This is a genomic window from Methanobrevibacter sp. V14 (genome assembly GCF_963082475.1).
Classification (GTDB): Archaea; Methanobacteriota; Methanobacteria; order Methanobacteriales; family Methanobacteriaceae; genus Methanocatella.
This window is the reverse complement of sequence record NZ_CAUJAM010000009.1, coordinates 162,699-175,150: the sequence shown is the minus strand read 5'-3', so window position 1 is coordinate 175,150 and position 12,452 is coordinate 162,699. Positions and strand designations below refer to the sequence as shown.

Annotated in this window: 9 protein-coding genes; 4 read left to right on the top strand and 5 right to left on the bottom strand. The window is 33.7% G+C overall.

Annotation, left to right across the window (positions count from 1 at the left end; all coding sequences use genetic code 11):
* Positions 1-10: 10 nt before the first annotated feature.
* Positions 11-1,789: a ribosome biogenesis/translation initiation ATPase RLI gene (locus tag Q9968_RS08470; protein ID WP_305515384.1), complete on the bottom strand. Its 1,779-nt coding sequence runs from the start codon at positions 1,787-1,789 to the stop codon at positions 11-13.
* A gap of 328 nt (positions 1,790-2,117) precedes the next feature.
* Here Q9968_RS08470 and Q9968_RS08465 point away from each other — a divergent pair, with 328 nt between their 5' ends.
* Positions 2,118-2,528 (top strand): helix-turn-helix domain-containing protein, encoded by a 411-nt coding sequence (locus Q9968_RS08465; RefSeq protein ID WP_305515383.1) that lies wholly within the window; start codon positions 2,118-2,120, stop codon positions 2,526-2,528.
* A gap of 411 nt (positions 2,529-2,939) precedes the next feature.
* Complete coding sequence (locus tag Q9968_RS08460) at positions 2,940-4,436, top strand: transposase (RefSeq protein WP_305515381.1); 1,497 nt, start codon at positions 2,940-2,942, stop codon at positions 4,434-4,436.
* 80 nt (positions 4,437-4,516) lie between these two features.
* Here Q9968_RS08460 and Q9968_RS08455 read toward each other — a convergent pair whose 3' ends face one another.
* The 3 genes from Q9968_RS08455 to Q9968_RS08445 form a co-directional block, all read right to left on the bottom strand.
* Entirely contained in the window at positions 4,517-5,722 is a 1,206-nt protein-coding gene (locus tag Q9968_RS08455; protein WP_305515379.1) for a Coenzyme F420 hydrogenase/dehydrogenase, beta subunit C-terminal domain, read from the bottom strand.
* A gap of 17 nt (positions 5,723-5,739) precedes the next feature.
* Positions 5,740-7,905: a formate dehydrogenase subunit alpha gene (fdhF, locus tag Q9968_RS08450; RefSeq protein WP_305515377.1), complete on the bottom strand. Its 2,166-nt coding sequence runs from the start codon at positions 7,903-7,905 to the stop codon at positions 5,740-5,742.
* Positions 7,906-7,984: 79 nt separating this feature from the next.
* Positions 7,985-8,791 carry a formate/nitrite transporter family protein gene (locus Q9968_RS08445; protein ID WP_305515375.1) on the bottom strand — a complete coding sequence of 269 codons (807 nt, stop codon included), beginning with the start codon at positions 8,789-8,791 and terminating at the stop codon, positions 7,985-7,987.
* 552 nt (positions 8,792-9,343) lie between these two features.
* On the opposite strand from Q9968_RS08445, the gene fdhD reads away from it, so the two are divergent.
* Positions 9,344-10,090 (top strand): formate dehydrogenase accessory sulfurtransferase FdhD, encoded by a 747-nt coding sequence (fdhD, locus tag Q9968_RS08440; protein WP_305515373.1) that lies wholly within the window; start codon positions 9,344-9,346, stop codon positions 10,088-10,090.
* Here the strand turns inward: fdhD and hxlB are convergent.
* Complete coding sequence (gene hxlB, locus Q9968_RS08435; RefSeq protein ID WP_305515705.1) at positions 10,082-10,672, bottom strand: 6-phospho-3-hexuloisomerase; 591 nt, start codon at positions 10,670-10,672, stop codon at positions 10,082-10,084. The two genes, fdhD and hxlB, sit on opposite strands and share 9 nt — an antisense overlap.
* 57 nt (positions 10,673-10,729) lie before the next feature.
* On the opposite strand from hxlB, the gene Q9968_RS08430 reads away from it, so the two are divergent.
* A complete protein-coding gene (locus tag Q9968_RS08430) occupies positions 10,730-11,611 on the top strand; it encodes a LysR family transcriptional regulator (protein WP_305515371.1) in 882 nt (293 codons plus the stop codon).
* Positions 11,612-12,452 lie beyond the last annotated feature (841 nt).

Sequence of the window (12,452 nt, the reverse complement as noted above, 5' to 3'; positions counted from 1 at the left end):
TTCTGCCTATTCAATCGGATAAGTAGTAATACTCCCCTTTTTCTTTTTGCTCACGGTCTTTGTAACTGTCAAGTTTGTTAACTCTAGGTCTTTTTGTTTCTTTATCCCTTCTAAATGTAATGTTCAAGTTTCCTAAAAACTCATTCATCGCATTTCTTAAGTCAGTTGGTTTTGAAGCATGACCATTCAAACCGGGTGTTCCGTTAAATACCATTGCCCTATCAGAGATATAATCAATAAATACAATATCGTGGTCAACAATAAGTGAAGCTGCATTTCTACTTTCAACCATTTTGCGTATTACTCTTGCAGCTATTAGTCTTTGTTCAACATCTAAAAATGCTGTCGGTTCGTCGAAAAGATAAATTTCAGCATCTTTGGAAAGTGTTGCAGCAATGGCTAATCTTTGAAGTTCCCCACCACTCAAGCCTTTAACAGGTTTGTCCAGCATTTCATTTAATGTTAATGGTTTCATGATTTCACTTTCAAAGATATTGCTGCCAAAGCTAGGTGCATTCATGTATAAAAAGTCACTTACGCTTCCTTCAAAGTTAGAAACAATGTATTGGGGCTTGTAAGCTATTGAAACTTCTTCATCAACTTCACCGGAACTCGGATCTTCCACTCCTGCAAGCATTTTGGCAAATGTGGTTTTACCGATACCGTTAGATCCAAATGCGGTTACGATTTCATCATAAAATATTTCTCCTGCATCAGCAGTTAATTCAAATCCATCATAGTCTTTACTTAAGTCGGAATAACTTGCAAGCGGTTCTCCTTCGTCTTCAGGAGTTGGGGGTCTGATTGTAAATTCAATAGGATTCCTTCTAATCCTAACATTTTCTTCTGCTAAAAATCCATTAATATAAGCATTAATTCCTAAACGCACTCCTTTTCTTCCAGACACTACACCATATCCTCCAGGAGAACCGTATAATATGTGAATATTGTCTGAAAGCGCATCTAAAGTAGCAAGATCGTGTTCTATTACGAGAACGCTTTTTCCTTCATCTGCTAGTGAACGAATCACTTTAACTGCATTCAATCTTTGGGAAACATCTAACCATGATGTTGGTTCGTCGAAGTAGTAGAAGTCTCCTTCTCTTAAAACTGTTGCAGCTATTGCAACTCTTTGAAGTTCTCCACCACTTAGGTTTTCCATTTTTCTATCAAGCACGTTTTCTAATTGCAGTTCTTTTGTAACATAATCTAATTTGTCTCTTTCATTAACATTATCAAGTAAGTCTCTAACTTTACCTTTAACAACTTTTGGAAGTTTATCAACCATTTGAGGTTTTAATATTGTTTTGATACTGCCTTCGGATAAGTCTTTAAGGTATTGTTGCAGGGATGAACCTTTATAATACTCAATTACGTCATCCCAGTTTTCAGGCTTGTTTTCATAGTTTCCGAAGTTTGGAATTAAACTTCCAGATAGGATATTCATGATTGTGGATTTACCAATACCGTTCGGGCCCAGAAGACCTAAAACTGTTCCTTCTTCCAGCTGTGGAAGGCCAAATAATTCAAATTGGTTTTGACCGAATCTATGGATTGGTTCGCCTGCTGCTTCAGGCAAGTTAATAATTGTAATGGCATCAAATGGGCATCGATTAGTACAGATGCCGCACCCTTCACATAATTCTTCAGATATCAACGGTTTTTTAGTATCTTCATCAATTACTATGGTGTCTTCTTCCATTCTAACACCTGGGCAGTAATGAATACAAAGATAATCACATTTTTTTGGCTGACACCTATCTTTGTCTAAAATTGAAATACGAGTCATTATAATCTCCTTAAAAATATAATCAGTGTTCCTTTGAATATGTCAAGAGTAAGTTTATGGTCATATTGGGATATTTTCATGTCTGCATACTTTAATAAAGTAGTTGGAGATGCAGAGGTTATTTTAACTTATGCTGAATTAAAATAACTATATTTGATTTATTTCCAATTCAAATTCTTCAATTTCTGATTTAAAATCTGAAATTTGTGTGCTAGGTAATTCTAATGTTATTGATATTGCTGTTTCATCATCTTGTTTTTGAGCATTCATTTTTAAAATATAGTTTTAGACAAAAAATATTTATATTAAATGTGACTAAAATATTAATATGAGTAGGAATGCTTATATTAACAAAAAAATCCCACTTTCTAAAATTCATGAAGTTAAAGCTGATTTAAAACGTTATATAGAATTTTATGAAAAAATTACATTCATTGAAGACATTTATGCTGGTGAAACAGTAAAATATGCAATAGAAAAACGTGGGAAAACAATTCCAACAGGCCATGCATGGTTAAAAGCTTGGAATGAAGAAGGATTTGATGGATTACTTAGAAAAGAAGGATCTGGACGAAAAACAAAATTATCAGAAAAACAATTTGAAGAACTAAAAGAGAACATTATAAAAAAACAATTAACAAGCGTTAGAGAAGTAAAACACGAAATAATCGAAGAATTTGGCGTTACTTATAGTGATAGACAAATTAGGCGGATAATGAAAAATTTAGGCTTCGGATAATGGAAAACCCTATATTATTCCTGCTGAAGCACCAGAAGATGCTTCAGAACAACTAAAAAAAACACAAAAGAAAATAGATTTGAAAAAAGACAATATTAGTATTCGCAGATCAAACAGCAGTGCAAAATAAAGATAATACAAGCCGATTATACTATTTATTAGGGGGTGTCCGCCAAAACTAATTTTTTTTATTTTGAATTTTTTATAACTGCGTTATAATTTTCTTGTTTTGTTAATTTTTTTCATTAAATTAATTAGAATTTAATTTTAATTATTTATTATTCATAATTTTTAATATGGATTATAATGATTTATTTATATTTGATTTTAGTCATTTTTAGAATAGTAATATTTATATACTATGATGTACATATTTTATATTAGATATGAGTTATTATGTGTTGGTTATTTATGGTTAGTAAGAAAGTTATTAAGAATCAGGCTGAATTAGGCATTAGGACTTATGATTTTAATGTTCCAGAGAATCATATTTCTCGTTTTGTGGTTGATTTTATTGAAGAATTTTATCCGATTTTGGGAATTAAAGAGAATAAGAAAAAAGGCGGTAGGCCTTCATATCCTCCATGTTCCATGTTAAAATTACTTGTTTATGCAAAAATAGACCATATTGAAAGTGCTAGAGTCATTGCAGAAATGACAAAGTACCATGACATATATAAATTCGTTTGTGATAGAATTAAACCCTCTGAACGTTCAATTCAAAGGTATCGTGATGAATTTGGACGTTATTATGAAGTATTGCTTCAAATGACATTAAAAATGGCCGTAAAAAAAGGATTCACTGAATTTAATCATGTTGTAGTCGATGGGACCATCAAAAAAGCATTCAATTCTAACCAAAATATGATCAGCAAAAAAGAAACCAATTTGCTGGTCCAGTTCTACAAAGGACTGGAAGTTGACCTTAAAAAGCTTGAAAAACTCAATAAACCAGCTCAAAAAATACTAAATGACAAGGAAATGTCCAATGATGAAAAATTAGAAATATTATATGACATCAGAACTCAATTCAAATTCACAGGACAGGATAAAATACCAATGAATGATATTGAAGCACGCATGATGAAAGGCAAAAAAGGAAACTTCCTGGTTGCTTATAATATCCAATCTGCAGTCGATTACGACACCAAACTAATCTGCGCATTAAACGTCACACAAAACCCTACAGACCATTACCAACTACCAGAAGTAGCTGACAAAGCAATAAACAACATAGGAAAAGTACCAAAACACATGAGTGCAGATACAATATATTTAAATCAAATAAGCCTATCATACTTTGTAAACAAAGGAATAGATGGATTAATACCAACAAGAAAACAATCCAAAGAAAAAATAGGCAAATTAAATCCAAACCAATTCCATAAAGACCACTTTTACTACATATCCGACCTAGACTTATTTATGTGCCCATCAGGACAACCAATGTACTTCTACAAAGAATACACACAACCAAACGAAGAACCAGACAAACCCGACAAAATAAAAAGACTCTACAACAATTATACTGCATGTAAATACTGCATTCACAGAAAATCCTGCTTAACAGACAAACAAACACATAAAACCATCACAGAAAACGGTGGCAGATTAGAAAGAGCAATGTTCTTCAAAATGGAAAAAGAAGAATATAAAGAAGAATTCAAAAAAAGACCAAGTGTAGAAGGACCATTCGGAATATTCAAAGAACAATACCATGTAGAACAAGAAATAGTAATCGGAATGGTAAAAACCGGAGAAAGACTCAACCTAGATGCACTAGCATACAATATAAAAAGATTATATAATCTTATTCAAGGAGAACAAAATAATAAAGAAGATATTGTTGATTTTTGTGAAAGTATATCCACTACACACCAATTAAAGCTTGATGTGACCATTTACTAGAATCCACACTCAAAAATCATTTTTGGCGGACACTCAAAAAAAAAAAAAAAAAAAAAAATAAAGGTAATAAGGGAAAATCCTTATAACCATTTAGCTTTGGATACATGATCGGTAAATGGAAGTGGGTCATCACTACCCATACCTGAGACATATCCGTAGATGTCTTTAACTTTGTTGTTTACAGTACTCCATACTTTAGCAACTGGAATTTCACATGGGCAAACTTCAGAACATTGACCGCAGTTAGTACATGCATCAACCATGTGTACCAAACGTGTTAAGTGGAAAAATGGAGCAGCAGGAGTATATCCACCAGGCACCCATTCAGGACCTTCAGTTTCAAGACAACAGTCGTCACAGTAACATAATGGACATGCTTCACGACAACCATAACATTTCATACATTTAGAGAACTCATCTTCATATTGATAAAATACATCAATAATATCTCCAGTAGTACCTGCGTAATCAACTTCTTTTTTCTCTAAGGATTCTTTAAGCATGAAATTGTTGATGTTTTCTCTGATTTTGATACCTTTTTCAAGTGGTTCTTCAGTGGTAATTAAACCAGCATCAATAACTTTACCTAATACATCTACACCTTTATCGGAAAAGACTTCTACAAAAGTAGCTTTTCCAACTAACGGTCCAATAACTCCCCAGTTACCTAAAGCTAAGTCAGCGTTGGATGGAATTTTAAGATTACATCTTTGACAGTTTTCTCTTCTTCCCATACCTTGTTCTTCTAAATCACCGATTGCAATTCCTTTTTCACCATCAGCGGTTTCCATAATAAGTTTACCTTTGGAAATTTCTTCTTTGATAACATCTTTTGGATCGAGTTCATAAACATCCCTAATCATGTTCATTGTTGGAACAGGTGACATAGTTCCACCACAGTTAACACCAATCATGATTATGTTGTCTTCGATGATTTTGCCTTTTTTCATTAATTCGCGAATGGTCATTGCATCACAAGGTTTACATGCAACTGCAAGTTTCATGTCCCTTGCACCATCCAAATATTTAGATACGAATTTAGCAATGTTTAAAGTACCGCAGTGAATTGAACCCGCAGTTTTAATAACTTCAGCAGGATCAGTAATAAGGGTAGGTACACCATCATAGAGATCGTGCCCTTCAGTAACCGCTACAATACCATCAACAATGCCTTCTTCCAATAAATATTTCATGATAGTGGTTACAACTCCACCGTACTCCCCTTTTTGTTTGATATCTTCAATAGCAGAGTATGCGTAGTACATATCATTCATTTTTGCGCTCATTTAAATCTACTCCCCAATTATTTACCTACTTGCACAGTGGTAGTTGATATATTTTCAGCTTTAGTAGTGGTATCTGTACCTTCTTTGTAAAGCTCGTTTTTAATTTCGAATTTTTCATCGAATTTTTCAACTTGAATAGCACAAGCCTTTAATTCAACCATTTTAGATTTAGGGTCGAAAGAATCGGAATTGGTTAATACATTAGCAGCGCATTCTGCAAAGTGCATAGGAATATTTACAATTCCTTCTCTGATATCATCAGTTACACGTGCAGGAATAGCAATTTCCCCTCTTCTGGAGAATGCTCTTACCACTTCGTTGTTTAAAATTCCTCTTGCTTCAGCATCTTTAGTGTTGATTTCGATGAATCCAGTTTTAACCTCATTAGATAAGGTTTCACATCTTCTGGTCATTGCTGCGTGGTAGTGGAACAATACTCTTGTAGTAGTCAATAATAATGGATATTCTTCATCTACGGTTTCAACAGGACCTACGTGTTCTAATGCTTGGAAAATTCCTAAACCGTCAGGGTGTGCGAATTTTTCTTTGTGCATTAATGGTTGACATGGGTCATCTTCAGAAGGACAAGGCCAGTGGAGTGCTTCAGGAGTGTCTAATCTTTCACGGTTCATACCTGCCATGATAGGAGCACATTCTCTGATTTCGTTGAAGATATCTTCAGAAGTTTCGTAGTGGAATAAGGATCTTGGTACACCCATTCTAACTGCAACTTCTTCCATGATTTTCCAATCTAACCATGCGCCTTCAGGAGGTTCCTGAGCTTTGTGTAAACATTGTACTCTTCTCTCACCACTAGTAAAGGTTCCTTCCTGTTCACCCCATCCAGCTGCAGGAAGTACAACATCAGCACATTGTGCAGTATCAGTTAAGAAACATTCCTGTACAATTAACATTTCCAAGTTTGCAAGAGCTTCTTTAGTATGAGCAATATCTGCATCAGAAAGAACTGGGTCTTCTCCATGGATGTATAACACTTTTAAATCACCAGCATGAGCAGCGTTCATCATTTCTACCAATGTTAAACCAGGAGTGGATGGCAAGTTTACTTCATAACCTTCCCCGCTGTAGTATTCATTGAACCATGCTGTAGTTTCTGGATCTTTAACTTTTCTGTAGCCTACATAATCAGAAGGTAATGCCCCCATATCACAAGCACCTTGTACATTGTTTTGTCCTCTTAATGGATTTACACCAGTACCTTGCTTACCAATGTTACCAGTCAACATTGCAAGGTTTGCAGTAGACATAACATTATCTGCACCATGAGAGTGTTCAGTGATACCTAATGAGTATACAATAGCTGCTTTGTCAGCAGATGCATATTCAATAGCCAAGTGCTCAATTACTTCAGGTTTGATTCCAGTGATTTCAGAAGCCATGTCTAAAGTGTATTTTTGCACTGTTTCTTTCATTTCTTCGAAACCTTTTGTCCTGTTAGCGATAAACTCATCATCTTGCAAGTCATTGTCAATTATGACTTTAATCATGGCATTCATTAATGCAACATCAGTACCTGTTTCGAATTGAACATATTCATCTGCTATTTTTGCAGTAGGAGTGAATCTTGGATCCAATACAACTAACTTAGCACCATTTTGTTTAGCTTGAATCAATTTACGTCCAAATAATGGGTGTGCTTCCATGTTGTTTGAACCAATACAGAAAATGTAGTCAGCCTCTTTAATACTGTCGAATCCATTAGTCATAGCCCCTGATCCAAAAGTGTTAGCTAAACCTGCAACAGTAGGTCCGTGACAAATACGTGCACAATGATCTACATTTTGAGTACCACAAGCTACTCTTGCTAATTTTTGAGTAATATAAATATTCTCGTTTGGTGAACGAGCACATGCATAGAATCCTACTTTATTAGGATCTTCATCAGACACTTCTTTGAGCTTTTTAGCAACTAAATCCAATGCTTCATCCCAAGAAGCTTCTCTAAATTCACCATTTTCTTTTATTAATGGAGTAGTTAATCTGTCTTCCCTATTAATAAATTGGTATCCAAAGTTTCCTTTTGGACATACTTTACCCTCATTTACAGGGTGTCTTTTTAAAGGTTCTACACCAACAATCTTACCATCCTTTACAACGAAGTTAAGTCCACAACCTGTACCGCAGTATGGACAGATAGTTGGTACATATTTAATCTCAACCATTTTATAATCTCCAAAATATTTTTTATGAAATAATTTAATAAGAAGCTTTTAAAAAGCTCCTTAAATTAAGTTTACTAGCTTATTCTTTTAAGAAAGTGTACCAGTAAATACATGCTACAAATACTGCACCACCGATAATGTTACCGATAGTTACTGGAATTAAGTTATTAATAAGGATAGTTCCCCAGTTTACACCTTCAGCACCTAAAAACATACCTAATGGTATGAAAAACATGTTTGCAACACTGTGCTCAAATCCAATACATACAAATGCCATGATTGGGAACCAAATACCTACAATTTTACCAATGATATCGTCAGATGCATTAGCTAACCATACAGCCAAACATACAAGCCAGTTACAACCAATACCTTTAATAACCGCTACTGAAAATGGCATGGTAACTTTAGCTTCTGCTACAGCAATCGCTTTTGCAGAAATCGCATATGCTGGTGCAGCAGTATCAGTAGGAGTGATTCCTCCCATTACAGTTAAAACATATGCTACAAATAATGCACCAATAAAGTTGAAAACCCAACTAAGTACCCAGTTTTTAGCAAGACCTCCAATAGATGCAGTACCATCCAAAACACCAATAGACATGAACAGTATGTTCCCAGTGAATAATTCAGATCCTGCAAGAACTACGATAATTAATCCTACAGGGAACACTGCACCAAATACGAATTTTTCCAAACCAATCGGTGCGCCTGCTTTTAACATGCCTGCGCTTGCCACTACAGCTAATAAACCACCAAATGCAATATAAGCTCCTGCTAAAAATGAGAGCAATATTACATTAACCACATTTGCAGAGTTTTTAGAACCAGCGGTTGCGGAAATTGCTTTCGCAACATCTACTGGACTTTTAAAAGATGAACTCATTATATCAACCTCTTTTTATTCCCTTTATATTAAATTTTATAATACTTAATGAAACCCACAATTTAGTTCAATCAGTATTATAGTAGTATATTTAGATTTTTTATATAAAAAGGATTTATTATTCGAATGTAAAAGAAATATTTAAATACTATATCCATCTAAAATTTAATATAATGATAAATCATGATGGATTATATGCACACATGAAAATTCTATTTTTTTAATATGCTACTCCATAATTAATGATAATATACTTTACAACAGATTAATAATACTTATTTTATAAAAAAACTACATAAAATTGCTTATTGCTTAATCACTCAATAAAAGTAACCATATGAAATAAGCTTTAATTCGACTGATTTTGCTTAAAATTGCTGAAAAATACATGAAATTAATGAAAATTTTAAAAAGCAAAAAGTAATGAATAAAATTTAGGTATGCCAAAAAATTATGAGGCGTTTAACAAAAAACAATTGCATATAGCAAATTAAGGCATTGACAAAATAATACATATACGATAATCAATAATTATAATTTAATGGTGATACAATGAAAATTGAAGAAGTTGATGCAATAAATTTCAAAAAAGGTGTTGTAAAAAACACAAAAGAAAAAGTTGTAAAGGATGAAACAATCACACTAACAATCAACAGAAATATTTCACGCAGCCTCTCTGCAATAGAAGATTCTCTGAAAGAATTTGCAGTTGGATATTTATTTAATGAAAACATGGTTAGGGATCTGGAAGATATTAAAAAAATTGAAATAGACGGACCGCAAATTAATGTTGAAATAGATGACACATTGCTTAAAACAAACGAAACTGTCCTTTGTTCAGACTCGGCAGGAGGATGGAGAAGCAAAATTGATGAAGTAAAAGCAGTTGAATCTGATTTTCAGGTTGATGTTCATGAATTAATATCAAGAATTGAAGAGCTAAAAGATAACGCGGAAATTTGGCAGGCCACAGGGGGAACACATGTAGCGGGAATTGTCTATAAAGATCAATTTATAGTAAAAGAAGATGTGAGCCGCCATGTTGCAGTTGACAAAGTAATAGGTCATGGAATATTAAATGACTTTGATTTGAAAAATTCATATGTAATTTACAGTGGAAGAATGCCTGCAGACATGGTCATTAAAATGACAAGAGCTGGAATTCCAATACTTGCATCGAATGCAGCTCCAGCCAATTCAGGATATAATATTGCAAAAAAAGGAAATATTACTTTAGTCGGCTTTTTAAGAGACCAACGTTGTAATATATACAATAACCAAAATAGGATTTTATTCTAATACAGTGTGTCTTGCTTTTAGGTCACTTTCAGTTTGATGCATCTTTTCCATCAACTCGGAGACGATAGCATCCAAGAATACTAAAGTGGTTAGCTCGAATGCAGTTCCTAAAGGGGTTAAAGAAGTATAATTACCATGAATTTGACGTTTAATATAATTCTCATCATCAACTTCTTTTTTTGTTCTTCCCTTAACAAGAATAAATGTATCTGCTAATTGACCTAAAGTGGAATCAGGATAAGACGTTAAAGCTAAAACTTTAGAACCTCTATTTTTAGCAATTTTAACAGCGGAAACTATAGTATTAGTTTCACCAGAACCTGAAATAGCAACAATACAATCATCTTCATAAATGGCAGGAGAGATAGTTTCACCAACTACATATGCACTTAACCCAAGGTGCATCAATCTCATTGCAAATGCTTTTGCAGCAAGACCTGACCTTCCAGCTCCAGTGACAAATATATTTTTTGAGTTTACGATGATTTCTTCAAATTTTTCAATAGACTTGTCATCTAAAAATTCTTCCGCAGTTTTTATATTATTCAATATAGCTTCAATAGAGGTTTTCATTATTTCCATTTTATCCAACTCATAAATCAATAATATTAATTATAGTTACAATTTTATATATAATTAATGAAATTCGAAAGTAAAGGCTTAATTAGTTTAGAGATAAATGGCAATGTTTACGATTATAAATTATACCAAAGCCTAGACTCACTTTCTCGAACTAAATCCCAAAGAAAATCTGCTAAAGAATTAAATATATCCCATACAGTATTTAATAGGAGATTACTCAAAGCTGAAGATAAGTTAGGTGTTGAAATTACCAGAAAGGTTGGAAACGGCACCATATTAACATCGGAAGGGTTGAGTTTACTTGAAGAATTTAAAAAATATCTCATTCAAATTGAAAAGCCATCTAACATTAACATTGCAGGAGGGCACATTAGTACCGGACTTCTAGAAAGTATCGAAACACCTTTTGACATCAATATTTACAGTAGCTCTGATGAAGATGCTTTTGAACTTGCAAAAAGAGGTGCCGTTGATATCCTAACGTTGGATGATCCATTAATCGCCTATGAGCGAGACATCAACTTTATGCCAATAGCTTATGACTATCTTGTTTTGGTTGCAAATCCCCAATCAAAAAATATCGAAAGCATATCTGATTTGGAGGGATTGGATTTTGTCAATGTTAACGGATCTGCTCAAAGACTTGCCTGGAACAGTTTAAAACATTATGATATTAAATATAACATAAAAGAAAGTGTCAGCTCTCAATTTGATGCCTTTAAAATGGTAAGAAATTCCAAAAATTTATATACATTTTTAAATGCAAGTTATTTTAAAGGAAATGAACTTTTAAAGTATGATACCCAACATGTAATCAGCGTTGTTAAGGTCAGCGAAGATAAAACTGATGTTGATGATTTTGTTAGATTTTTAATTAATGATGCCCAAAAAGATATTGCCAAACAAGGTTTCACACCTATGGGAGTTAGGATTGGATGATTGCTCATCCGCACTCTCTTAAGAACCGTGCGTGTCCGTTAGCCGAACACACGGCTCAAGCAGAACTTAATCCAAAAGTTCAATTATAATAATTCATCGATTCATAAAATAGTCCTATTTACTTCTGCCATATGGTGAATTTCTCACCAATATTCTTTGTAACTCTCGAACTTTTCTTGAATCTCATATGCTTTCGGCATGATGTATCCGTTTCTGTAACTTATCTACATACTTCCCGACCTTGTACCAATTACTAGACCAATCCGTAGCGTATTGTGCTGTGGACCCATAAACATTATCGTTTTGAGCATATCTCATCTTATCACTAATCCTTTGAATAAATTACTTCATTTCGTTTTATATTCACGTTTTCCGCCAATCAGAAGTCTGACATATTATCCATGCCACACACGAAGGCGCGGTATCCATTATAGTTATTATTCCCACAATTTCCTATTGTCTTTCGACTGTTAATGGCTTTTGCTTTCTCTGATATCCTCTACCTCCTAAGGAATTAGGTTTCATTCACAATCCACTTACTCACAAATAGTTGTGAGACCTTGTGAGGCTTACCAAGTTGATCTACTTCAGAAGCGAATGAATTAAGGTTCAATCTTTACTCCGACAATTACTATAAGATTATGACTAAATAATCATGTACTAACTGATTATTTCTATGAATTTACATTCAATAGTAGTTAAATTAAATTTAACATTGCATTCTGCCTATTGGTTTGGTTTACGAAGCTTGCAATTGTTCACTGTCGTTAACCTTTTTCATTCTTTCCCTAGCCATAAACATGATGAATGCTTTATATTTATTTAGGCATAATATCATGCA

Coding starts and splice junctions, on each gene's coding strand:
- Q9968_RS08460 (WP_305515381.1), top strand. CDS start 2,940: ATGGTTAGTAAGAAAGTTATTAAGAATCAGGCTGAATTAGGCATTAGG.
- fdhD (WP_305515373.1), top strand. CDS start 9,344: ATGAAAATTGAAGAAGTTGATGCAATAAATTTCAAAAAAGGTGTTGTA.
- Q9968_RS08445 (WP_305515375.1), bottom strand. CDS start 8,791: ATGAGTTCATCTTTTAAAAGTCCAGTAGATGTTGCGAAAGCAATTTCC.
- fdhF (WP_305515377.1), bottom strand. CDS start 7,905: ATGGTTGAGATTAAATATGTACCAACTATCTGTCCATACTGCGGTACA.
- Q9968_RS08455 (WP_305515379.1), bottom strand. CDS start 5,722: ATGAGCGCAAAAATGAATGATATGTACTACGCATACTCTGCTATTGAA.
- Q9968_RS08465 (WP_305515383.1), top strand. CDS start 2,118: ATGAGTAGGAATGCTTATATTAACAAAAAAATCCCACTTTCTAAAATT.
- hxlB (WP_305515705.1), bottom strand. CDS start 10,672: ATGGAAATAATGAAAACCTCTATTGAAGCTATATTGAATAATATAAAA.
- Q9968_RS08470 (WP_305515384.1), bottom strand. CDS start 1,789: ATGACTCGTATTTCAATTTTAGACAAAGATAGGTGTCAGCCAAAAAAA.
- Q9968_RS08430 (WP_305515371.1), top strand. CDS start 10,730: ATGAAATTCGAAAGTAAAGGCTTAATTAGTTTAGAGATAAATGGCAAT.